The sequence below is a fragment of the Phocaeicola plebeius DSM 17135 genome (genome assembly GCF_000187895.1).
GTDB classification, from domain to species: domain Bacteria; phylum Bacteroidota; class Bacteroidia; order Bacteroidales; family Bacteroidaceae; genus Phocaeicola; species Phocaeicola plebeius.
In genome coordinates this window covers 273,307-298,076 of the sequence record NZ_DS990119.1, presented here as the reverse complement: position 1 = coordinate 298,076, position 24,770 = coordinate 273,307, and the positions used below count along the sequence as shown (strand labels likewise).

15 protein-coding genes are annotated in these 24,770 nt (G+C 41.6%); 10 read left to right on the top strand and 5 right to left on the bottom strand.

Annotation, left to right across the window (positions count from 1 at the left end; all coding sequences use genetic code 11):
* The first annotated feature begins 191 nt into the window (after positions 1–191).
* The 9 genes from BACPLE_RS02485 (at position 192) to BACPLE_RS02450 (ending at position 14,535) form a co-directional block, all read left to right on the top strand.
* Complete coding sequence (locus tag BACPLE_RS02485) at positions 192–3,212, top strand: SusC/RagA family TonB-linked outer membrane protein (protein ID WP_007558622.1); 3,021 nt, start codon at positions 192–194, stop codon at positions 3,210–3,212.
* 18 nt (positions 3,213–3,230) lie between these two features.
* Positions 3,231–4,883, top strand: coding sequence for a RagB/SusD family nutrient uptake outer membrane protein (locus BACPLE_RS02480; protein ID WP_167535712.1), 1,653 nt, complete (start codon positions 3,231–3,233; stop codon positions 4,881–4,883).
* Positions 4,884–4,999: 116 nt separating this feature from the next.
* Entirely contained in the window at positions 5,000–7,924 is a 2,925-nt protein-coding gene (locus BACPLE_RS02475; RefSeq protein WP_007558618.1) for a glycoside hydrolase family 2 protein, read from the top strand.
* 142 nt (positions 7,925–8,066) lie between these two features.
* Positions 8,067–8,873: an aldose 1-epimerase gene (locus tag BACPLE_RS02470; protein WP_148374630.1), complete on the top strand. Its 807-nt coding sequence runs from the start codon at positions 8,067–8,069 to the stop codon at positions 8,871–8,873.
* A gap of 36 nt (positions 8,874–8,909) precedes the next feature.
* The gene (locus BACPLE_RS19600) at positions 8,910–9,209 is read left to right on the top strand and encodes a hypothetical protein (protein WP_007558614.1); all 300 of its coding nucleotides are present in this window, start codon (positions 8,910–8,912) and stop codon (positions 9,207–9,209) included.
* A 5-nt stretch (positions 9,210–9,214) separates the two neighbouring features.
* Entirely contained in the window at positions 9,215–10,009 is a 795-nt protein-coding gene (locus BACPLE_RS02465) for a hypothetical protein (protein ID WP_007558613.1), read from the top strand.
* Between the two features lie 48 nt (positions 10,010–10,057).
* Positions 10,058–11,062, top strand: coding sequence for a glycoside hydrolase family 43 protein (locus BACPLE_RS02460; protein ID WP_007558610.1), 1,005 nt, complete (start codon positions 10,058–10,060; stop codon positions 11,060–11,062).
* Positions 11,063–11,086: 24 nt separating this feature from the next.
* Entirely contained in the window at positions 11,087–12,460 is a 1,374-nt protein-coding gene (locus tag BACPLE_RS02455) for a glycosyl hydrolase family 28 protein (protein ID WP_007558608.1), read from the top strand.
* 17 nt (positions 12,461–12,477) lie between these two features.
* Positions 12,478–14,535 (top strand): Sip1-related alpha-galactosidase, encoded by a 2,058-nt coding sequence (locus BACPLE_RS02450; RefSeq protein ID WP_007558606.1) that lies wholly within the window; start codon positions 12,478–12,480, stop codon positions 14,533–14,535.
* A 99-nt stretch (positions 14,536–14,634) separates the two neighbouring features.
* Here the strand turns inward: BACPLE_RS02450 and BACPLE_RS02445 are convergent, their stop codons facing one another.
* From BACPLE_RS02445 to BACPLE_RS02425, 5 genes are all read right to left on the bottom strand, one after another.
* Positions 14,635–16,014, bottom strand: a complete 1,380-nt coding sequence (locus tag BACPLE_RS02445) for a sulfatase-like hydrolase/transferase (RefSeq protein ID WP_007558604.1) — start codon at positions 16,012–16,014, stop codon at positions 14,635–14,637.
* A gap of 110 nt (positions 16,015–16,124) precedes the next feature.
* Positions 16,125–18,104, bottom strand: a complete 1,980-nt coding sequence (locus BACPLE_RS02440) for a glycoside hydrolase family 43 protein (protein ID WP_007558602.1) — start codon at positions 18,102–18,104, stop codon at positions 16,125–16,127.
* 17 nt (positions 18,105–18,121) lie between these two features.
* The gene (locus BACPLE_RS02435) at positions 18,122–19,558 is read right to left on the bottom strand and encodes a glycoside hydrolase family 27 protein (RefSeq protein WP_007558600.1); all 1,437 of its coding nucleotides are present in this window, start codon (positions 19,556–19,558) and stop codon (positions 18,122–18,124) included.
* 93 nt (positions 19,559–19,651) lie between these two features.
* The gene (locus BACPLE_RS02430; RefSeq protein WP_007558596.1) at positions 19,652–21,082 is read right to left on the bottom strand and encodes a sulfatase family protein; all 1,431 of its coding nucleotides are present in this window, start codon (positions 21,080–21,082) and stop codon (positions 19,652–19,654) included.
* Between the two features lie 17 nt (positions 21,083–21,099).
* On the bottom strand, positions 21,100–22,932 hold the full coding sequence (locus tag BACPLE_RS02425; RefSeq protein WP_148374629.1) for a glycoside hydrolase family 2 protein: 1,833 nt from the start codon (positions 22,930–22,932) through the stop codon (positions 21,100–21,102).
* A gap of 183 nt (positions 22,933–23,115) precedes the next feature.
* Between BACPLE_RS02425 and BACPLE_RS02420 the strand changes: the two genes are divergently transcribed.
* Positions 23,116–24,600, top strand: a complete 1,485-nt coding sequence (locus BACPLE_RS02420) for a glycoside hydrolase family protein (RefSeq protein WP_081458090.1) — start codon at positions 23,116–23,118, stop codon at positions 24,598–24,600.
* Positions 24,601–24,770: the final 170 nt, after the last annotated feature.

Sequence of the window (24,770 nt, the reverse complement as noted above, 5' to 3'; positions counted from 1 at the left end):
GAAACGTAGGTTTTTGCTTGGGGAAACATTCTTTTTGCAGGATGATTTTTAAATAATTGCCTATGTTCTTTTGATTTGTACAAATGTGACAAAAGAGCGAACATTTGAACAAACCTGGAAGTATGCGATGCGGTACATTTGCTACAGACCTTTAGGTCATACACTGATTATTAACTTAAATCAAATCAATTATGAAACAACGCATTGTTTTTGTAATGTGTTTGTGCTTCCTTCTTATGAATGGAGTGTTGGCACAGACAAAATCTTTGAAAGGCACGGTGAAAGACAAACTAGGAGAGTCTATTATTGGAGCTTCTGTGTTAATTGAGGGAACCAGCCAGGGTACGATTACCGATCTTGATGGTAATTATGTGATTGAAAACATTCCTGCAGGTAAGAATGTGCTGGTCGTTTCTTATGTAGGGTATCAGACCCAGAAACTGGAAATTAATGGCCGTAGTGTAATTGATATCGTTCTTCAGGAAGACACAGAGGTGTTGGATGAAGTGGTTGTCGTAGGTTACGGTGTACAGCGAAAAACAGATGTAACCAGTGCGGTGGCTTCTATTAAGAAGGAAAATTTTACTCAGACCGTCACTTCTTCTTCTCCGCTTCAGATGGTGCAAGGTAAAATTCCGGGACTAGCAATGTCGCGGGCTGGAGGTGGTGATCCCACATCGGATATGACTTTGCAGATTCGAGGTATGAGTACAATTAATGCGGGAGCTTCTCCTCTTATCGTAATTGATGGCATTCCTGGTGGAAGTATGTCTACTGTTTCTCCTAATGATATTGAATCTATCGATGTGTTGCGCGATGGTTCTGCGGCAGCCATTTATGGTTCTAGGGGAACTTCGGGAGTTATCATCATAACGACAAAAAAAGGTGTGGCCGATGGCAAAACCAAAATAGAGTATGATGGAAATGTGTCTTTTGATCAGGTAAGCAGCACTTGGGACCTTCTTTCGGGCGATGAGTACCGCTCCTTGAAAGAATCTATGATGAACAGCAGTATAAAGTTGGCTCAGGAGAAGGGACAAGCCATGGTAGATTATGGGGGTAATACCGACTGGATGAAGGAAATTACCCGTACAGCTGTCAGCCATCAGCATTATCTGTCATTGAATACCAGTTCAAAACATTCCAGAACAGCAGCCTCATTGACATATAATAATTATCAGGGTATAGTGGCTACTTCTGGTAAAGAAGAAATCAATGGCCGTATCTCTACTGAGTTCAAGCACTTCAATGATAACCTGAAAGTAAATTTGAATTTGGCTTATACTTCAAAGACTCAGGTTCCTATTGAGAAGCTGGCTCTTCGCCAGGCATTGTTCTGGAATCCGACTATGACTCCTTATCAGGAAGACGGAAGCTATACTCCGGGAGCCGATCCATTGATATATAACAATCCGGTGAATCTAATCAATGAAACTCGCCGTGAAGATAAATATAACACGCTTATGGGAAATGCCAAGATAACAATCACTCCTTTCAAGGGAATGACTCTGACCGGAATGATTGGACTTGACAGAACAGAATCTAGCTTGGCATGGTATAAAACCTCAAAACATGAGGAAATGATGATGAAAGGTAAAAGTGGGGAGGCTTACAAGAAATCGGCTCTTAATGAAACCCGTACTTTAGAACTGACTGCCGGATATAACAGACAGTTGATAGATGATTTGAATTTTGATATTATGGGAGGTTATAGCTATCAGGAATTCATTAACGAATATCTTGATGCGACAAACTATGATTTTAAGTTTGATGACAACGGATATAACTCCATTGGTAGTGGTGCCGCATTAAAGAACGGACAGGCCAGCCTTGACAGCTATAAAGGTTCATCTAAATTAATAGCTTTCTTTGGTAGAGTTGTGTTCAACTACAAAGATAAATATTTGTTTAATGCTACGGTACGTCATGAAGGTTCTTCAAGATTTGGCAAGAACCACCAGTGGGGTACATTCCCGGCTGCTTCTGTGGCGTGGAGAATTATCAATGAGCCGTTCATGAAAGAGCAGAAAGTATTCAGTGATTTGAAACTTCGACTGGGCTATGGAGTAACTGGTAATATGATTGACCAGGCTTATCTTAACTACGTGTTGTTTGCCAGCCAGCCTATTTATGCACATAACGGTTCTACCAGTGGCAATGCTTACGAGCCTACTTATGCTCCTAAAACAAATGCGAATCCAGATTTGAAATGGGAAACAAAGAAAGAATTAAATGTAGGACTTGACATGGCATTTTTAGGAGGACGCTTGAATGCGAATATTGATATTTATCAGCGGAAATCGGAAGATTTGCTTTATAAATACAATGTTCCTGTACCTCCGTATCTGGCATCTGAGATGTGGGGTAATATCGGTACTATTTCGAATAAGGGTGTTGAAATCGGTATTAATGCCACACTTATACAGAAAAAGAATTTTTCATGGAGCATGAATTTTAATGGCAGCTATAATAAAAACAATGTGGAAAAACTGACTACTGCAGACGGCGATGTTCAGGAAAGATATGAATTGAATCTGGCTTCACCTATGAACGGACATTGGGCTGTAGTGACTAAGGTGGATGCTCCGATTGGAAACTTCTGGGGATTCAAGTATGCAGGTGTCAATGAAAATGGCGAGACAATGGTTTACCAGCTTAATGAGGACAAGTCGATTGCAATGGGAGAAGATGGAAAACCTTTGACTCTTCGTTGGCTCGATGCCAAAGGTAGTGAGGATAATAAAACTATCATAGGTAATGGTATGCCCAAATATTATGCAAACATGAGTCATCAGTTCAGATACAAGAATTTTGATTTTTCATTCTTGCTGAGAGGTGTATTTGGATTTGATATCCTGAATTTAGGTAGTGCATATCAGGGAAGTCCTACATTCAATCGTGTAGACAATGTTCTGAAATCAGCTCTTACATCGCCTATTTATGATGAGCCTTCTATTACAGACGCGGTGGTAGAGAATGGTAACTTTGTAAAACTTGACAACATTACTTTAGGATATAATTTCCCGATAAAGAATAATAAGTTTATTTCTTCATTGCGCTTGTATGGCAGTGTGCAGAATGTGGCCACTTTTACCAGCTATTCAGGTCAAAATCCGGAGCTGGAGATTAATGGCACAGTGGTAGGTGTAGACAATATGGATGCTTATCCGGTGGCACGTACTTATTCTTTGGGCGTAAAAATTTCTTTCTAACTTATAATGAAGACGATTATGAAATCACATAATAAAATAGTTCAGGCATTTATGTTTGCTTCCTTGCTGACTTGCGGAGCATGTACCGACCTTTCTGATACGGTGTATAGTGAGATTACGGAAGAGTCTTTTTCTAAAAATCCCAGTTCCATCAATCTTTTAATTGGAAAAGTGTATACAAGCATTGGTACATACATTGCTGCTACCAATCCTAATTTTTCACCGTTCTACTATAATGTATGTACGACGGACGAGATGTTTATTCCTTTTAGAAACGTTACAAAGGAATGGAATAATGCAAAATTCTCTGATGCATATCAGCATAGCTGGACTCCAACTACACAAGACCTTGATAAAAACTGGGAGAAATGTTTTGGTATTATCACCAGTGCCAATATGGCCATTGATCAGGTGAACAGCTTTGACGGAATGGAGCAGCACCTGAAGGATGTTACTATCGCTGAAATAAGGATGGCTAGAGCGTATGCTTATTATTTGCTGATAGACTTATGGGGGGATGTGCCTTACACAGTATCTTCTTCTGACAAGACTTCAGATATCAAGAAGAAAACATCGGCAGAGATATACAATCTCATGATGAAAGAATTTGACGATTGTTTGCCCTTGCTTAAAGAAGCCAAGAAGGATAAATCGACTACTTACGGCAAATTCAATTATTGGGCAGCTTTGGCATTAAAGGCTAAGTATCTGCTGAACGCAAAGATATTTCTTGAAACGGACAGGGTTAATCCTAAGTATGCAGATGAAAAAACAGGTCTGGATGAATGTATAGATATCTGTGATGAACTTATGTCGCCTGAGGCTGGATTTGAATTGGAAAAAGACTACTTTACTAACTTTAAAGCCCATAATGAAAATTCCAAGGAAAATATTTTTGTTATTCCTTTCGATGCCGTGTATTCAAAGGATAACTTTACATTAGGTTTCGGTTATGCCCGTCATTGCTTGCATGCAAGTCAGACGCCTGTATACAATGGTACGGTTAACGGACAGAATGGCTTTTCTGTATATCCTTCACTCTATAAAACATTTGAAGACTTTGATGTAAGAAAGAACGGACTGAATGCCGGCCCTCAGTTTGATGCTTCTGGTAAACCGTTGAAATGTATCAAGGCACAAATGAAAAATCCTGACGGCACGTTCATGGATTTGGATTTTAAGGTGGATTTCGATATTAACAACTGTGATGAAATGAGTGGAGCCAGATTCCAAAAGTATGAATACGAGAACGGTATTATTACAGATGCCATGAACAATGATTTTGTGGTTGTTCGTCTGGCAGATATCATGATGATGAAAGCTGAGTGTTTAATGAGACTCGCAGATGGACAGGCTACACAGGAAGCTGTTGACTTGGTGAATGAAGTATGCAACCGATCCATTTCTGACCCTTCACGATATGATTTTTATGATACATCTAATCTGACAATGGATGCCTTACTAGAAGAAAGAAGAAGGGAATTTTATGGTGAGGCGTTACGAAGAACGGATTTGATCAGGTTCGAGAAATTTACAGATATGGACTGGGTGGATGATATACACATGGATAGAAGTAAGATTCGGACAGAAAAATACAGAACTGTATTTCCATTGCCTGCAAATTACTTGAAAACTGCTCCTCAGATAGAGCAGCATCCATATTATCAATAAATGCCAGATATGGAATAAATAGGATTTAGGATAAGGTCCGGTAATAGCAAATTTTTACCGGACCTTAAATACTATATGGAAGTAGGTATATTATGTATTAATGCTTGATTGGATCTATGAAAAAAGACGTTCTTCTTTTTGCTTTACTGACTTTATCATTATATGCCAGTTCGCAAACAATTGATTTAAGTAAACAGCCGTGGCGGCTATGGCTTGATGAAACCGCGGAATATTTTAATGATTCGCTCTATTTGCCCCCATATAATATGGATGTGATTCCATGTACACCTCCCACTTGTGGATGGCAGAATCTTTACAATAATAAAAATGCAGTAGATATTACCATACCTGCTACAGTTGAAGAATATATGTGGGGAAAGAATGGAAATACATATGGGATTAATGGGAATTATTGTGGTGTTTCATGGTTTACTACCGGGGTATCGGTTCCTGCTGACTGGAAGGGTAAACGTATTACGATAGACTTTGAAAGTGCCAGAATGAGGGCAGAGGTTTATCTTAATGACAAGCTGGTGGGGTATGAACTGATAAATGGAACGCCTTTCAGTATCGACGTTACTGATGACGTAAAGATAGGTTCGCACAATAGATTGGCCGTAAGAATAACTGACCCTAATGGTAATTTTGCGTGGAGAGACTGGGATTCTTTTATGTGGGGAAAGTATGAAATACCTCCAAGTCATGGCTTTGGTGGAATTACGGGAAAAGTAAGTCTTCATGCTACAAGTCACAGCTATATAGACGATATCTTTATAAAAAACACACCCGATTTGAACCGGGTAAGCGTAATGACTACTCTTGAGAATGAAGGAGATTTATGTAACGGAGTCATTGAATATTCCATAAAGGAATATGGAACGGACAAACTGGTCTGGAAAGGAAAGACAGTGGTTCCCTCTTGGTCAAAGAAGGCTTGTGTAGAAAAAAACATAGAGGTGAAAAATGCAAAATTATGGAGTCCGGATAGTCCGAATTTATATGTGCTTACAGCAAAATGGATGAATGATAAGGGTGAGAAGCATGTAAAAACGGAGCGGTTTGGTTTCCGGTGGTTTGATGTGAAAACAGTTAATGGCGACAGGATGTTTATGCTGAATGGCAAACGTATAGTACTGCATACGGCTATTTCATGGGGGCATTGGCCGGTTAATGGAATTTATCCTACTACGGAACTGGCCCGAAAGCATATCATGTCTGCCAAACAGCTAGGTATGAATATGCTGAATTTCCATCGGGGTATCGGACAATCTTGTGTTTTTGATCTGGCCGATGAACTTGGTATGCTTATCTATGAAGAACCGGGAGGATACAGACCTGGAAATTCTGCTTTTGCCAGAAAATGGAAAAGAGAGAAGCTTTTGCGCATGGTGAAAAGAGACCGAAATCATCCTTCGCTTGTGATTGTCAATATGATTAATGAATCGTCCCGAAATCCATATCCTAATGAGGTAGAAGACATTCGGGAAGCACATCTGCTAGATCCTACCAGATGTATTACATTTACGTCTACCTATTTCGGAGCCAAGCTTTACAAAGGAGTTTGTCCGTCGACTCCTGCTCCAATAAAAATGCACATGTTGCCTAATGATACAACGATTCATTATCAAGGCTGGTGGGACCAGCATCATGCCAGTGGGCCTGGAGTGTATAAAGATGAGTTTTATAAATCGCCTGTTGATTTTTCAAGATATAAGAAAGAAAAGGATGAAATCATATTTTATGGAGAAGAAGGAGCCATAGGTACTCCACCTCGTCTTCAACTGATAAAGCAGGAAATTGAAAAAGGAGGGAAAAGAGGCTGGACTGGTGATGATTTGTTGAAGCAATATCATGCTTTTGATGCGTTTATCCATGAAAAAGGGTTTACGGATGCTTTTCCCGATGTAGATTCTTTATGCCGCAGTCTTGGTAGTGTGTCATATTATTATCAAGGCAGGATGATAGAGAATATGTATATCAGTAACAATATCGATGGCTGGGCTACAAACGGTTGGGAGAGTACGAAGCTGGAGAATCATTCCGGGATTGTGGATATATATAGAAACCATAAAGCAGATCCTGCCATTATCGCATATTATAATCAGCCGCTTTATGTGGCTGTAAAGGCTAATAAAAAGGTGCTGGAACAGAATGATACGACAAGCGTAGATTTCTTTGTGGTGAACAGGAAAGATTTGAAAGGTAGGTACAAGCTGACTGTCTTTCTGGGAAATCAGGCTAATGATGCCTGGACGCAGAAGCAGGAATTTCAGGTAGCAGTGAAAGGAGGCGTTATTTTCGGGCAGCTTCTGAAACAGCACATTCGATTTAAAATCAACCAGGATGGCTATACCACTATAAGGGCAGAACTGTCAAAGCATGGTAAGATTGTGGCTCAAGGAGCCGAACAGGTTTTTGCCGTGAACAATTCGCCGGTTGCTCATCCTTCCGTGTACGTGGCCGACACTGCGGGCCGGATGGAACGAGTGCTTCAGAAAGCTCATATTCCCTATCAGAATATTAAAATTAAAGATATCATTTCCCGAATGGGAACACTGGTGGTTGGAGGTAAACTACAGCCTGGTATAGTTGGTGGTAACTTCAGACAAGACGATCCTTTGATAGAATGGGTTTCTCGCGGAGGAAAGCTTGTAATACTTGATAATGCATCGGAATGGTGTACTTATCTGGAACAAAAAGAGGTGGCAGACTACAGAGGATCAAGACTTATTGGAAGAGACTGGTTTGGAGGAAATTTCTTTGTGAAAAACCATGCGTTGTTTAATGGCTTGCCGCAAGCTACAGCTTTCAACTGGGAGTACCAGTGTTTTGCTTCGTACAACCGGCATAGGGAAGGACTTCGTCTTGAGAACGGGGAATGTGTGGTAGGCTGCTATGCAGACCATAAAAATGAGTTGTTTAGTGCTTTGACCATATTGCCGGTAGGTAAAGGACATATTATCATTTCTTCTCTTGATTTTATGAAAGCCGTTGATAATCCTGTGTGCGTGAAACTTTTAAATAATATAATAGCATTTTAGGTTCCTGAAAAAGGGTGACGGTTAATATGATAAATTAATAAACTGATTATTTGCGATATAAATATTTATGAATCAAAAAAAGATACTCCTGTTTTTATTGTTTGTGGCTTATGTTGCAAGCCTAAGTTCTAAAGTTGTTGTGTTGAATGAGTACAGAGGATGGTCAAACTGTATCGAGATTAGCAATGCCGGTACGCGGGTTGTTATATCTCCACAATCGGGCGGAAGGGTATTATGTTATTCAGTAGAGAATGAGAATATTTTATTTGAAGACAGAGAGTTTGATGGTTATCTGTTGGAAAATTTCAGAAAAGACAGGCATTGGCCGGATGGGGCAAGGTTTGACATAGGACCGGAAGCCATTCCTGGCAAGTTACGTGATGAGCCTTTTATGGGGGTATGGGATTATAAAATAATAAATGAATATACGGTTGAACTTTCGTTCTCAAAAGATAATAGGTTGGGACTTCATTTGAAACGGACTTTTACTCTTGATGCACATTCCTCAGAACTGTATATCAGGCAAAGTGCCCGTAACTATACAGACAAATGTCTGAACCGTCATTTCTGGGGAAGGTATTTCTGCAAAGGAGGTGGACGTGTGGTACTCCCGTTGTCAGATAATGAGGTATGGGGATATATGGGAAACTATCAAAGTGATAAGGTGCTGACAAATAATGGGAAATTGTGTTACAACGTGTCAGATGAGACCTTGAAGTTAGGATGTAATAGTAGGTCTGGGCGGATTTCTTATCTGTATAAAGATTTAAAGTTTGAGGTTACTTTCAAAGTAATGCCACAGATGGATTATTCTTCTACTATGGGGTATACAACTATATTTTATACCAATGGAAAGTTGTGTGAGATTGAGCCTGTAAGTCCTTTGTATAAGTTGTCGCCGGGTGAATCTTTTGTTTTTGAACAGACCTGGAGTTTAAAGAAACAATAAAATTTAGAGTTTAATATAAGATAAATAGTGGATGATATGAAGCATTTTTTTAAGCAAAGTTTTATTTCTACAGCATTTCTTTCTTTGTTGTTCGTCTCTTGTGGAACTGCTGATGTTCACAAAACTGAAGTTTCGATTGTAGGTGAAGAGTTCTATATTAACGGAAAACCTACGTTCGAAGGTAAAACCTGGAGGGGGATGAAAATACAAGGATTGCTTCCTAATGCGCGACTTGTGAATGGAATTTTGATGACAAGACGGATTCTACGCGTTATAAATGGGCGTATCCGGATACGAAAGTATGGGATGCCAACCGCAATACAAGAGAGTTTGTAGAGAATATGCCGGTATGGAGGGAAAAAGGACTGCTTGCTTTTACCATTAACCTGCAGGGGGGAAGTCCGGAAGGATACTCGGAAACACAGCCCTGGCATAATTCAGCTATTCTTTCGGATGGAAGTCTGGATGAAGAATACATGAAGCGACTGAAGCTGATTCTTGATAAAGCAGATGAGCTGGAAATGGTGGTGATATTGGGATTGTTTTATGTAGGTCAGGAAAAATTCCTGGACAATGCAGAGGCTGCCAGAAATGGAATAAAGAATGCAGTGGAGTGGGTACTGACGAACGGATATAAGAACGTGTTGCTTGAGATTAACAATGAGTGTGATTTCTTCAAGTTGGATGGGTTGAGTCCGGAAACTGTGCATGAGTCTATTGAATATGCAAAGTCGATTACTTATCATGGAAGACGTTTGTTGGTAAGCACCAGTTATGCCGGAAAAATTGTTCCGAGTGACAAAGTCATTGCTGTATCCGATTTTGTCTTGCTTCATGGAAACGGGGTATGGAAACCTGAAAGAATAACCCTGCAGGTAGATTCGGTGAGAAAATCGCCGGCCTATACTCCCAAGCCCATGGTTTACAACGAGGATGACCACTTCAAGTTTGACAAAGAGGTCAATAATTTTGTAAAAGCTACAGAGGCTTATGCTTCGTGGGGATATTTTGATTTCAGGAAAAAGGATGAACCCTACGAACAGGGTTTTCAATGTATTCCTGCGGACTGGGGCATCAACAGTGAAAGAAAAAAAGGCTTCTTCCGGTTGCTTACGGAATGGAAGAAGGCGGAGTGATAGGTTTGTAGAGCATCTGTATATTAAAGCTGATTTAAAATTTAGATTATGAATCTCGCGTCATTTAAATGTCTGTTTAACAAGCAGATTTTTCTGTTCCTGTTAGTATGTCTTTGTTTGGAGAGTGCGTTAGCAGGAAATCCGATACGTAAAGGTTTGCCGGAATATGGAATCAGAGATTGTCATGTTTATGTAGAAAAAGGCCGGTACTATATGGTGGGGACGGAAATAGCTCCTCCGGGTGAAAATAAAGAAGGCATATCTTTGTATGAAAGTAAGGATATGAAGAAATGGAAGAAAACCGCTCTATTAGTTGACCGGGAAAGTATACCTGCCGATTCATGGTATAAAAATGGTTTTGATTCTCCGGAAATTCATAAGATAAACGGCAGGTATGTGTTGTGTTTCGGAGGCAGGAACAACGACGTAAATCCTTATGGCACTACGGAAACGGTTGTAGCCATAAGTGATAAGATTCAAGGGCCTTATAAAATTGTGACAGATAAACCTATTGTCAAAGGAAACAGGTTTACCTTATGGCAGGATGATAAAGATGGAAAAGTGTATGCTTATTGGGAGAAAGACGGAAGTCTGTGTGGTGCATTGATGGATACTGCGCTTACACATCTTGCCGGAGATCCTGTGGTAATCTCCATACCTCGTCAGTTTAGAAAAGATGACCGTTTTCTGGATTCTCCTTCCGTCTTAAAATACAAAGGTAAGATTTATCTCTTCTATACGGTGTTTAAAGGGGGATACTATGCTGCGAACTTAGTGTCTGAATCTCCGCTTGGTCCTTGGAAAGCTTCTGATGAAATTCTGTTTTATCGTTCGGAAGATCAGGCTCCTACTCAGTTGCATGGTGAATATGACAACCCGCTTGTCTTTGCTCCTCCTTGTGAGATTATAGGCAATGTGCAATTGTTTAAGGGACTGAATGACAAGTGGTATATCTCGTATCATAGTGAGGATAAATATGCGGAACCGTTTTTTTGCGTTGACCGTGTGTACCCGGATGAGAATGGATTTAAGTGTGTGATAACTCTTCCGTAAATAACTTTTTCAAACTTATCAAACATGAAACAAAGATTGTTGTTAATGATATTATGCTTTGCCACATTGTGTTCTGATGTGGTTTTGGCTAAGGTGTTTGTATATCCGATGGCCGACGGTATCAAGAAATCTTCTTTATTTGAAATTGAGGTATCGGATGGAGGAGAATTTTTGGAGTCTCCTGTGTATACCAATGTGGCACAATGGAAAACTAACCGGTGTAAGACAACTTCGTGGACATCTTTTGCTACAGATACGAAACCTGTTGTCAGGGTAAAGACTAATGCTTATAAGGTTGAAGTATGCCGGATATTGCCTCGTAAGTACAATATCGCATGTCACATTTTGAATGATTCGACTGTAGAATTTAAATTACCTGGTCCTGGACAGTATTCAGTGGAATTCGAGGAGGGAGTGGCTATTGCCCATCCCTTGCTGATTTTTGTGGATACGTACCCTCTCAAGAAACCAGCTGAGCATACTCCTAATCTGATTGTTTTCGAAAAAGGGATACACGAGATAGGAGACAACTACATGTTGAAGAGCAATCAAACGGTATATCTTGCTCCTGGCGCCTATGTAAAAGGACAATTCGTTTCTGACGGGCAGGAGAACATTACCATTATGGGGCAGGGTATTATAAGTGGGGAAGAATATCCTGCACGGAGTCATAATCACATGATTGCTTTTAGGAACTGTAATAATGTACTGATTGAAGGGGTGACTATTATCAATGCACCGAGGTTTTGTGTGTCGTTAACTGGTACTAATCAGATATGCCGGAACCTGAAGATGATGGGCTGGTGGTTCAGTACGGATGGAATAGGAATTGGAAGCAATAGTTTGATAGAAGACTGTTTTTTCAAGGTAAATGATGATGCTATCAAGTTGTATCGAAGCAACACGATAGCAAGAAGATGCGTGATATGGCAGATGGAAAACGGGGCTCCTTTTCAGATTGGCTGGAATATGCCGGGGTATAACACTAATTTTCATGTCTATGACGTGGATATAATCCGGGTGGAGCATCCTTGGGACAATCCTAATGAAGCTGTATTTGATGCGATTCATGGCAGTAATGGCATTATGACCAATTATTTGTATGAGGATATTCGGATTGATAACTGCAAGCATCGTTTGTTTCATATCATGACAAAACCTAACCGTTTCGGAAGCTGGGATCCGGAAAGAGGTGAAATCAGAAATCTTACCTTCAGAAATATTGAGTGCTATACCGAACCTGAAATGAGAAATATCATTATGGGGCACGATTCTATTCATAAGGTAAGCAATGTACTTCTGGAAAATATTAAGGTGAATGGCAAATTGTGGAAGAATATGTCTGACGCGAATTTGCTGACTAATGAAAATACGACAGAAGGTATAATCATAAAATAACAAATATACATTGTATTATGAGTAAAAAGTATGTAACGTTTTTTGTTTTGATGTGTTTGATGTGGATACAAGGTATTCCGTCGAAGGCAAAAGACTTGAATCTGTCTTTTTCAGATTCGTGCGCTGTGTTTAGAACTTCTGTAAAGGGAAAGCCTGTAGAGGGAGTGTTGGAGAGTTATCGTATAGAATTGCCTGTGTATAAGAAGGCATTGTTCTATGCTTCCCGGTTTAAGGGTTTTGACGGGATAAACCAAAATTTTTCATGGCCCGTGGATAGATTGTCTGCACTTTTTGATGCATCATTTGAACCGGTACCCACTATTGATAAGCCTGTCAATTGTGGTATCTTTCTTGTCCTGGAACTTCAGGATGGAAGTTACTGGGTAGTGCAGCCGGTAGCCATTAATTCAGCTATGAGCTGGATAGAAGTGGTGGACGATAATCACATTGATATTAAATACGGTACCATGGGAACGGAAGAAGTGGATTTGAAAGATGCTCCGGTGTTTGCCTATGGAAGAAGTGGGGATGTATATAAGGTAGTGAATGCAATCTGGAGTTCTTTGGTAAAGGATAAATACATAGCAGATAATCTGAAATTAAGAAAGGACAAGGTTTATCCGGAGCCGTTCAAATATTTAGGTTGGTGTTCGTGGGAGCATTTCCGGAAAAACATCAATGAAAAAGTGTTGCTGGAGGCTGTGGATGGGATAGAAAAATCTGATGTACCCATTCGCTGGGTTCTGGTGGATCATGGACACCAGACTCAGGTGAAAGACAAACTTATCAATTTTGAGGTGAGTCCAGAGAAATTCCCAAGAGGATGGTCTCCTTTGTTATCTAAACGTTCGGACAAGATAAAGTGGTTCGGATTGTGGCATTGCATGTATGGAATATGGGGTGGTATATCGGCCAATCATAAAATGGATGATTTAAAGCCTTATCTGATGAAGAATGACAGAGGACGTATCATCATAAACGGTTCGCCGGAAGCTGCCGATTTGTTTTATAACAAGATGGTTTCTTCTGCATCGGACAATGATTTTGACTTCATTAAAATAGACGTTCAGACACGTGACTTTAACAACTATCTGATGATATCCAATCCGGTGGAGGCGCATCACAACAATGCGGCAGCACTGGAGCGGTATGCCAAAAAGAAACTGGATGGATTGATGAACTGTATGGCTCAGAACCTGCCTTGTGCATTTAATACCAAATACAGTGCAACGACGCGTGTGAGCGTGGATTATAAGTTGAACAGCATTCCATTGGCGAGAAATCATATCTATCAGGGATTCCAGAACACATTATGGATGGGGCAGACGGTTTGGCCGGATCATGACATGTTTCATTCTTCAGATGCCAGACTGGGGCGTCTGATGGCGGTCAGCAAAGCGATGTCGGCGGCTCCTATCTATCTGTCTGACCCTCCCAAGAATTTTGTGGATGATTATATTTCTCCATTAGCTTTTTCAGACGGTGAAATCTTGCGTCCTATGGCTCCGGGAACTTCTTTGCCCAAGTCTCTGTTTAACAATGTGCTGACAGGAGATGGGGTGTATTATGTGATAGCTCCTTTGACTGAAACATCTGCTGCAGTGGTGGCTTATAGCCTGTCAAACAAAAATACCAAGAATATAACGGAGGTAGAGGTTACTGCAGAAGACTATACATATGCGGATGCGATGGTACAGCCGTATCCGGGACGACGTGAACTTCCGGCAGAGGGACTGGTATATTATGACTGGTATACGAAGAAAGGAAACGTGCTGAAAGATAAGTATGCGTTTAACCTGAAGAATATGGAGGACCGTCTGGTGTTGCTGTGTGAAATCGAGAACGGCTGGTCGGTTATAGGGCTGGAGAACAAGTACCTCAGTCCGGTGGCAGTAAAGAAGTATAAGGCTGAAAAGAATAAGTTGACAGTATCCTTGAAGGAGAATGCACCTTTTGTGATATATAGTGACAAGCCGCTTCTGAAATGTCAGTATGCCAGTTACAAGAAGCTTGACAACGGATTTTATCTGGTAACTCCAGATTCTGGCAAGAATCAGTTTGTGATGTACAAATAACCTGCTTGTCTGTTATAGATAGATCCTGTAAAAAAAGTCTGGTATGTAACCTGCTGTGGTTCATACCAGACTTTTTAATATACACCTGCTCAAAAGGGACTAATGAGATTGTTGCTGTAATAGCTGTTCCATTTCCTGAGCTTTCTTGGTTTCTTTTTTGAACAGATTTGATTTTTGCCCAATGTCCATACGGATATTGAAGAGTTCTTGCTCAAAGTTTCCTTTGGGAGTGACTCTGAGTCCTGTTTGCGGCAGGTATATCCAGTCATTTTGTCTGATGCCTACAATCTTTCCGTCTTTGACATACAAATAGCGGTCGCGAGGCTCTACATTATCTGGATTGCTTATGAACTTGGTAAGTGTGATACCGTCAAGATCATATTTTGATTTGTCCATCTGGGCAAGTTCCAATAGAGTGGGGAAGATATCGATACTTGCAATGATATGGTCGCTCACTTTTCCTGCCGGGATGTGGTTCTTCCATTTGATGATACAAGGAGTGCGGACACCACCTTCGTATGCCGAGAATTTACCGTCTCTCAATGGAAGAGCAGATCCACCGTTTTCTTTCATTCCTAACCATGGGCCATTGTCGGAAGTGAAAATGACCATTGTATTCTCGCTGAGCCCTTCTTTTTCTAAGAAATCAAGCAGTCGGCCTACGTTCCAGTCTATTTCTTCTACGGCATCTCCATACAATCCTCTTTTACTTTTTCCTTTGAACTGTGGGGAGACAAAAAGCGGCACATGAGGCATGGAAGGAGTCAGGTATACAAAAAACGGCTGGTTCTTGTTTTTCCCGATAAATTCCATTGCTTTATTGAAATATCTGTATGTGGTAGTAGCTTGGTCGCATGGATATTCTATGACTTCCTTGTTTTCGAACAAAGGGGAAGCATAGTTCAGTTCTTTTTTCAGTTGGGCTTTGTTTTTAGTTCTTTTTACCAGTTGCTGGTCTTGTAAGGCTTTATCAAGATTATACCCTTCGGTAAACACACAGTTGGGAGAGAATTTATGTGTGTACCCTATATACATGTCGTTGCTATAAGGGATACCATAATAATAATCAAATCCACGATCGGTAGGAAGATATCCGTCAAGGTCGCCTAAGTGCCATTTACCAAAGCATCCGGTGGCATACCCTTTTGTCTTTAGTGCGTTGGCTATCGTGATTTTATCTGTTGGAAGTCCTTTTGAATCTGGCCAGCCCACACCTTTCACTCCATTGCGTGTGTTTAACTGCCCGGTAAGCAGTCCGGCTCTCGAGGCACTCGATACAGAAGCGGATACGTAAAAATTGGTAAGCCGAAGTCCTTCTTCCGCCATTTTGTCAAGGTTGGGAGTTTCAATCAGTGGCGAACCATAGCATCCTATGTCCTGATACCCTTGGTCATCGGTAAGGATGATGATAAAGTTGGTTTGTGCATGACTTAACGCAGGAAAAGCCAGCAACGTGGATAACATAAACTTCGTTTTCATTATAAATGTTTTTTAGAATTAAAAGTGTTTTTATGTCTTCAAATCTTATTCAGTAGAAATTATATTCCCCCGATACTTTCACAAGCACCGAGGGATGAATTGACTATGAGTTATTTAGCCTTAGAGGTTGGGTTGTTCAAATAATTTGTTTGTTGAAGAGTATATGTCGGACCGTTACTCTTGATGTTCCCGTCGTGGTCGAACCATATCGGGTCAATAACCAATGAGGGACTTTCGGGAGCGTCGTGTGTAATTCCGTGGCAGGAAATCCAATATCTACCATCTGGTCCGACAAATATTTCATTGTGGCCCACTTGGTTGAACGGACTATATGGGTCACCTTTCCAGGTGAATCCGTTTCTGTTGCATGCGGCTTTGCTTTGTGCTCCGTAGAAGGGATTTCCTTCATACTTCTTCCATGGTCCGGTAATTTTAGAAGCAGTAGCATAGCCGATTTCATATCCTCTGGTCCAACTGGAATAAAAAAGGTAGTATTGTCCGTTTTCTTTGATGACGTAAGCCCCTTCTATACCGATGGAATCCCAGGAGTAATACTTCTTTACTTTGGGGATGGGGCGTCCGTCGTATCCGGGTTCGTGTACTAATTTTCCTTCCTTATCGTATTCATAATCTACCTTCCCGGGCTGGATAGCCGTCTGAAGGGTAGTCAGAAATTTTCCGGTTTCTAAATCCAGTTGCGCATATCCAATACCGAATTCACGTCCTCTGTTCCAGAATGCCCATACTTTTCCGTCTTCATCTTCGAACAGTGTCAAGTCGTTTCCATTGGCCAGTGGCTTTTCTTCTGTAATCACCTTGTAGGGGCCTTCAATACTATTGGCTACGGCATAACCGATGTGTTGTCCGGGATACCCATGCTTGGGGTTGGAACAGTTGAAGGTAGCGTAATATTTCCCCTTGATTTTATGAATCTCAGGAGCCCAGAAACGGTTATAATACCATTTGCTGGAATCGGGCCTTTCTACGATGTATTTTACGAAAGTCCAGTCGGTCAGATTTGTGGATTTGTAGAGAGGAACTCCTTGGTTCAGCTTCCCATTTTGTTCCTGTCGTGCCCAATGGGGAAAAGCGGTACCTGTGAGGTACCAGGTATTCTGGTCTTTCAGTACCTGGCAGTCTCTTAATCCTTTGGGGTCTATACCTGAACGAATTGGGTTTTGATAGGTGAATTGAGGATTCTCCATGATTTGTCGTGCCATGTCCGGATTAGTTTTTTCGATTCCGGTGAACAGGTATACAATCATGCCCGCATCCGAGGGGTCGAAACAAGTTCCTTTTTTCTTGATACAAGTGGAAATCCGTTCATACAGGAAGTCCCATGCTCCTGGTTGGTAGGCGGGAGAATTTCTGGCTGGTGAAGTTTTTATCCAGTCGTAGTTTTCTTTGGGACAGAAGAAACCGATATAATCTTTTCCATGATTTTGGTCGAGAATTTGTACGAATCGGACATTACCTCCTTCCGGAGTACCGAATGCAGCTTTCATTTCGTCCCATGTCCAGCCAGAATGCATATCCCATCCTTTTTTTCTTTCCGGATTGTCGCTGTGACGATTGTTCCATTGAGAGTGGGACAACAGGGTAACGTATTGGCGCTTTTCTTTATCGGAGCGTTGAAGAGCTTCTCCTACCACTTGCATAGGTCCGGCAGCTACGATGATTAACGGATCTTCTGCGGAGGAAGCATTGATTACGTCTCTCATGGCATTGTAAGCAATTTCAGCATTGTCTACGGCACAAATGAAACGGCTATTGTGAAAGCCAAACCATTTCTTGCTTCCCAGTGCACTGAGACGCATGTGCTCATAGGCACTAATGCCATGTTTGTTAGGGCGATCCTGATTGCTCCCCCAGATATGGTCGCTGTAGGTATACAATACAAGCTTGTCTTGCAGGCCTTTAGCTGCAATCATAGCGAGCGACAACGGAGTGGCAGCCCAGTCATCATCATCGTGTTCATTACCGTCGCTACTTATGGCAATACGCCCTTTCCCCTGCCAAAGAGGGGTCTGGGCGTATAGCGTGTGAAAAGTAATGAATATACCAATAAGTAGAATATTGATTTTTTTCATTGAGATTACTTTCTGGATTATTTTACTTTTGTGAGTTTGAATACAGTGGCATCGTGTGCTCCCAACTGAGCAGAAAGTTTTCCTTCCACAATACCGATATTCTGCTTCTTCCACAAATCACGTGCTTGATATTTTCCGCGTAGAGATTCCAGTTCCATATTGAAAGTGACGGTAGCAGGTTTGTCTTGCAGATTGAACAGCGCAATATAGCGTTCGCCTGTTTCGGGAACAGTAGCAGTCCAGATGGCATAACTCTTGTTCTTGAATACCTGCCGGTTATCTGTGGAGTGCTGGTCGATGGCAAGGATTTCATCGTTCTTGAAATATTTGTCGATGATTTCTTTGGGGGTAGAAAGCAAGTCGGCTCCAATCATCAGTGGAGAGCGAGCCATACAGAACAGAGTCATGAGCGTATTATATTCCTCTGGAGTGAAACGGCTCATGCGTTCTTTTCCTACCGGACGGTTTTGAAGTGCCAGTTTTCCAAACGGAATCATATCCGCATCCGGCCAACTGTCTTCGCCGATATGAGAAGACCAGGCATTCAGTAAGTCAAAATTGTGATACAAATCTTCCCAATTGTCCCAGAAATCAGCTGAAACTCTCCACATGGTAGCATTCTTCTTAATGTGTTCTGCACGGCCTAATGGAGCTTCACCACAAGATAAACTCAGTACCATCGGGCGACCGCAGTTTTCAATGGCTTTGCGCATCATTTCGATTTCTCCTTTGTGATAGGGAGGATACATGGTGTCGTCGGCTTTAATAAAGTCTACTCCCCATTCTGCATACAATTTGAAGATAGAGTTATAGTATTCCTGTGCGCCTTCTTTAGAAGCGTCCACTCCGTACATGTTGTTACACCAGTTACATGTGTCGAAAGGTTCAGCTATGTCGTACGCCGTAGCCTTGCTTCCCATGATTTTTGATTTCTGGAAGTAAGCCTGGCGAGCTATACCACGCATGATGTGGATACCGAATTTCATACCCTTGCTGTGTACATAGTCGGCCAGCGGTTTGAATCCTTTTCCGTTTGCTGCAGACGGGAATCTTTTCACAGAAGGAATCAGACGACTGTATTCGTCCATGCAAAGTACGTCGAGTGGTTTGCCGTCTTTATCCAATCGGATGTCCGGATGGCCATATCGTTTGCTGGGGTTATTCCAACCTCCAGGGTTATCGTTAAACCAGCAGTAATCGATAACGGCATATTCCCAACCATGCTGTTTCAGGTTGGCAGCCATATAGTCTACGATGGCTTTGAATTCCTGTTCGTTGATACGGCAGTCGTATGCATCGAAACTGTTCCATCCCATAGGAGGAGTGGGAGCCACCTTGCATTTGCTTACTGTTTCTTCAGACGGCATCTGCGGAGTAATAGCCTGAGTCGTCTGGTTAAAGCCGGCCAGCATGAAGAAAGCCAGTGCGGCAGATAAGAATGTTTTATTTTTCATGATTTATAATTATTTGGTTATTGTCACAAAGTTAGGCGGACTAAGAGAAAACGGTTGGTTCCTGTGTCCGCATTCTTATTGAATTTGTACGTTCTATTTATATTCTTTGTCCAGTGAGTAGAAAGGAAGTGGCACATAATCACGGTCTACCAGCATTTTCTCGGCCATGGTGTCACGCAGTTTCTTTTCTATTTCTGCATATTCCTTAAGTCCTGCAAGGTTGTGTAATTCTTGCGGGTCGTTTTTGAGGTCATACAGTTCGAACATCGGTCTTTCTGAGAAATATCTTTCTTTCCATTCCCGTGGTATGAAGCCGGTTCTGTTTTGTTCTACCAGGTCGAGCCAGAATGGTTCATGTGAGAAATCTACCGGCCAGTAGGGAAGTTCTCTCACCGGGTTATAGATAAGCTTGTATCTGTCGGTCACTATGGCTCTGATGAGGTCAAAGTCTTTGGTGGTGACTGGCAGGTCTTCTGCGTGAGCTCCACGGGCAGAGAATACCCACGTTCTGTCGGTTCCTGCTTTACCCAACAGGGTATGAGCGAAGCTGTGGCCGGTCATTTTAGGGTCGGCTTTATATCCTGCTAGTTCCAAGAGGGTAGGAGCAAAGTCTTCTCCCGATACAAGTACATTACTGTAGCTTCCCGGTTTGATTTTTCCTGGCCAGCGTACGATAAGTGGTACATTGATACCGGTTTCATAAAGGGTTCCTTTACCTCTTAACAGGGCTGAACCGTTATCGCCTACAAATACAACGATAGTATTGTCTGCCAATCCTCGTTTCTCCAGTTCTTCCATCATGAGTCCGAACTGGGTATCCATACGGGCTATCTCATCGTAATGACGTGCAAAATCTTCCCGAATAAGTGCGTTATCCGGATAATTGTCTGGCAAATTAATGGTATTAGGGTCATGAGGTTCTGGGATAGCATTCTTATCCCATGGGCGATGAGGGTCGTAGAAACTGACCTGAACATAGAAGGGCTTTCCTTTTCCTTCTGTGGCAGCCTTGTCCAGAAAGACTTTCAGTTCCGGCAACGGCTGTCCGCCAATTCTGTGATAATCGAACCGACGACCGAAGGTAGCCATGTCGTTTCTTTCAATGGCCTGCTGAATGTCTTTGTTGCGTTTCAGCCCATCCTGGTGATGGCTTCGGGCAGTCACTCCGATGTAATATCCATGCTCTTTCAGAATATCAGGATAGGTAATGACATTTCCTGGCAGAGGCAGAGAGAACATAGACATCGTAGTAGAGATGGTAGAACGTCCTGTGAAGAAAGAAGAACGTGAAGGAGCACTTTGAGGGGCCGTCACGTAGGTTCTGGTAAAAGTCATTCCTTCGGAAGCGAACTTATCGAAGTTGGGAGTCTTGATGTCTTTATTTCCATAGCACCCTAAGAACGGAACGCTATGGTCATCGGATATGACAAAGATAATGTTCGGCTTGTTTTGCTTTTGAGCAGCCCAGGAGGGCATGAGTGAAGTTGCCAGTGCGGCAAGTGAAATCAGTTTAATAGAGTTCATAAGGTGTAATTAAAAGATTATTGAATGTATTGTGCATCGGTCTGGCCTTTTATCTGCTCTTTCTCTGTATAGGTCGAGCGGTTGGCGTCAGATACTTTTTGTTTATCTAATTTCTCTACTTTACGGTCGTAGGTATAGAGTCCGTTCATTTCATTTTCCACATCAGTCCACTGGGTATATACAGCTGCACTGAGTCCGCGACGTATGTATTCGTTGATTTGCTGAATGAATTTTACGTATTCTTTTGTCGCATTCTCCTTGTTCTTATAGTTGTGGTGTACCCAAGGTCCGTCGGTATCCCAGATATGGCCTTCGATTTTATAACCGATGGCACCGTATTCTCCGTTGACGGTGGCTCTTTTGCTACTGATAAGCGGCACGTGAGGAGGCCGGTAGGAATGGTTGTCCTTAATGTGGCCCACTTCATAGTCGATACTGGGCTTCCGGGCATCGATACCACTATTGCCTGTGACAAGTCTGCTCGGGTCAAGCTTCATGACATTTTCTGTGATACGCTCACAATCGTATATTCCCCAATGTTCGTTGAACACAATCCAGTTGACAATGGAAGGGTGGTTCCAGTGGGTACGAATCATGCGTTGCAGTTCGGTTTCAAACTGTTCCTTTTCTTCTTCATTTCGTGTCTTGAAACAGTTGGGCATGTCTTGCCATACCAATATGCCTAATTTGTCGCACCAGTAGTACCATCTCTGCGGTTCCACTTTGATGTGTTTTCGTATCATATTGAAGCCCCATTCTTTTATTTTCTGTACATCCCATTTCAAGGCTTCATCTGTGGGCGCAGTGTATATGCCGTCGGGCCAGTATCCCTGGTCCAATGGCCCCATCTGGAAAATAAATTTGTCATTAAGTGCCAGACGCTGTACACCGTTTTCGTTCTTTAATGAGATTTTGCGCATACCCGCATAGCTTCTGATGCTATCCACGGTTTCTCCTTTTTCGTTGGTCAGTTTGACTATCACATCATACAGATGAGGTGTGTCGGGACTCCATGGACGAATGGTTTGCAGGGGTAGAGTAATCGGAGTATTCAGTGCGCCTGAGTGTTGGCTTTCTGTTTTCCCCTGTGACTGGATACAGATGTTTACCTTCAGGTTCTGATTGCCGGAAGCATTGACTTCTACGTGGAATGCTTTCTTATCAAAATCAGGAATCGTATGTATGGCTGTGACATGATCTTTGTTGACCGGTTCTATCCATACGGTTTGCCAGATACCGGAAGAAGGGGAGTAACTATAGCCTTTCGGTTCGGAAAAACGTGTATTGTTTTGCTTTCCGTGAGGAATGGCCTTGCTGTTTCCCGGGTCATAGACACTGACAATAAGCTCCTGCTCTTTGGCCGATAAGTCAAGATAAGACGTTATATTGAAAGAGAACGGATCGTATCCTCCTTTGTGGGTCCCGACTAGTTTTCCGTTCACATAGATTTCTGATTCCCAGTCAACGGCTCCAAAATTTAGAATGATATTCTTGCCTTTCCATTCTTTGGGAAGAGTAAAAGTCCGTTTGTACCACGCCCGTTGGGTAGAGAGTTGTCTTCTTACTCCAGAGAGAGCCGATTCCCATGGATAGGGAACGAGGATTTTTTCATGAAGTTTTCTTTTTGCCGGTAGCCGGTCTCCTTCTTCACGCATTTCAAATTCCCATACTCCATTAAGATTTTTCCAGTCTTCCCGTTGCATAAGTGGCCTGGGGTATTCTGGAAGTACATGATGGATGTCGATGTTTTTGCTCCAAGGTGTCATTAAAGGAGCTTGCTTCATTTCCCACTTTTGTGCATAAGCGGAAAAACATACGCAGCAACATAATAAAAAGATGAATTTTCTCATAATGTATAAATGTTTTATACAAAAATAGCCTTGGAACAGGCTAACCACTGGTTTATGTGTCCTTGAAATTGTTGCCAGCGTACACACTGCGGGTTCTGTACGCTAGTACAAATTATTTGTACATGAAAATAAGGCGGATAGTCTGTTTGCTTGTAATTTTGTCGCTGTAAGAATGAAAAACATATGAGGACGAAAGTATTATTATTCATTGTATGCTTGTGTATTTCATGGATGAATTCCATTTACGCAGGAAACAAAACAGCCACACTTGTGACATATCCGGAAAAAAATCTTCGGGTACAACAGTCTGAGTTGTATCGTGTGTATCTGAATGATGACACGGATAATGACGTGACTATTTTCAAAAATGTCTGTAACACTTATTTTAAAGGAATGCCCGGACAAAGGAAAAACGATGACAAGCCTTTGACTAAATTCAAAGGCAGAAGCATTCATTGGGGACATTTCTCGTTTCAGGGAAAGGTGAAAGTTACAGTGCGGGTGAATAAAGATATAGAAGGGAAAAAAATTAAAGTGTATCCGTCCAGACACGATATAAAAGTGAATAAACAGGATGCTAACTGCTTCTCTTTTATGCTCGACCGTCCAGGACAATTTTCTGTGGAAATTGGTGAAGATGGCTATAAGGAGGGATTGTTGATTTTTGCAGATCCGATGGAAACGGATGTTCCGGCCGATTTGTCAAAATGGAAAGTGATAGAAAAGGGTGATAAAACACTTCTCTCTACACTTTCTGTAAAAGATTCAGCCCTTTATTTCAAGAAAGGGGTACATGACATAGGAGTGTATAAAGTTCCTTCAAATATAAAACGCATCTACCTGGAAGGAGGAGCTTGGGTATTTGGTTCTTTCATTATGGATGGAAAGGCTTGTTCCAATGTGAAGATTTACGGAAGAGGGGTTTTGTCAGGAGCACGCTTACATCTGCGTGAATCGCACATGGTAGAAGCCAAAAATGGAGCCGACGGCATTATAGTGGATGGTATTGTGATTGCAGACTATTCTTTCTTTGCTGTAAGGTTGTTGGGAACGGATAATGAAGTGGCCTGGACTAAAATCGTGGGAGGATGGATTTATAATTGTGACGGTATTGCTGCTTATGCCAACTCTACAATCCGGAATTGTTTCATCTGGGCCAATGATGATAATATCAAGATATATAGAGATAATATTGTGGTAGAAGATGTCGTATGCTGGCAATTGGATAATGGAGCCATTTTCCAGTTGAACTGGAGTAATTCAGTCGCAAGAAACTGTCGTGTAAGCCGGGTGGATATAGTTCGAGCGGAGTGGGATTCGGACAGACCTAATAATGGTATTCTAAGCTGCCGGAACGGTGGAGGAGCAGATGAAGGGTTTGTATTTGAAGACGTGCGTACGGATACTCCGGTGACACATATTTTCAGGTTATCCCCATTAGGCGATAAAGACCAGTTGATTAAGAATTTCCTGTTTAAGGATTGGGATGTGTGGGTGGATGTTTCAAAAGGTAAAAAGAATTATATGGAAGGAGTGAAGGGGCAGACTCCTTTAAGTGGACTCATTTTTGAGAATTTCAGGGTAAACGGAAAGGTGCTGACCGAAAAAAGTATGCATGAGATGCTGAGATGGTCCATCTTAAATTGTGAAAAGATTGATTTCAGGTAATATTTGTACATTTGAAATAAGAATCCGTACAATAAATCAAATACAACTAACTAATTGTTTTTTTCTTTGTGGAGAGGTTTTCAATAGGGTTTTAATCAATTGAATGACATGCTTGTATGAAGGATGTTGTTCGTGGTTTTCATAAAGGTAATGTTGTATAGGTTAGTAAA

Excerpts from the sequence above, each read along its gene's own strand:
- BACPLE_RS02475 (WP_007558618.1), top strand. The coding sequence starts at position 5,000 with ATGAAAAAAGACGTTCTTCTTTTTGCTTTACTGACTTTATCATTATAT.
- BACPLE_RS02445 (WP_007558604.1), bottom strand. The coding sequence starts at position 16,014 with ATGAAAACGAAGTTTATGTTATCCACGTTGCTGGCTTTTCCTGCGTTA.
- BACPLE_RS19600 (WP_007558614.1), top strand. The coding sequence starts at position 8,910 with ATGAAGCATTTTTTTAAGCAAAGTTTTATTTCTACAGCATTTCTTTCT.
- BACPLE_RS02435 (WP_007558600.1), bottom strand. The coding sequence starts at position 19,558 with ATGAAAAATAAAACATTCTTATCTGCCGCACTGGCTTTCTTCATGCTG.
- BACPLE_RS02430 (WP_007558596.1), bottom strand. The coding sequence starts at position 21,082 with ATGAACTCTATTAAACTGATTTCACTTGCCGCACTGGCAACTTCACTC.
- BACPLE_RS02480 (WP_167535712.1), top strand. The coding sequence starts at position 3,231 with ATGAAATCACATAATAAAATAGTTCAGGCATTTATGTTTGCTTCCTTG.
- BACPLE_RS02460 (WP_007558610.1), top strand. The coding sequence starts at position 10,058 with ATGAATCTCGCGTCATTTAAATGTCTGTTTAACAAGCAGATTTTTCTG.
- BACPLE_RS02465 (WP_007558613.1), top strand. The coding sequence starts at position 9,215 with ATGCCGGTATGGAGGGAAAAAGGACTGCTTGCTTTTACCATTAACCTG.
- BACPLE_RS02450 (WP_007558606.1), top strand. The coding sequence starts at position 12,478 with ATGAGTAAAAAGTATGTAACGTTTTTTGTTTTGATGTGTTTGATGTGG.
- BACPLE_RS02485 (WP_007558622.1), top strand. The coding sequence starts at position 192 with ATGAAACAACGCATTGTTTTTGTAATGTGTTTGTGCTTCCTTCTTATG.
- BACPLE_RS02420 (WP_081458090.1), top strand. The coding sequence starts at position 23,116 with ATGAGGACGAAAGTATTATTATTCATTGTATGCTTGTGTATTTCATGG.
- BACPLE_RS02440 (WP_007558602.1), bottom strand. The coding sequence starts at position 18,104 with ATGAAAAAAATCAATATTCTACTTATTGGTATATTCATTACTTTTCAC.
- BACPLE_RS02425 (WP_148374629.1), bottom strand. The coding sequence starts at position 22,932 with ATGAGAAAATTCATCTTTTTATTATGTTGCTGCGTATGTTTTTCCGCT.
- BACPLE_RS02455 (WP_007558608.1), top strand. The coding sequence starts at position 11,087 with ATGAAACAAAGATTGTTGTTAATGATATTATGCTTTGCCACATTGTGT.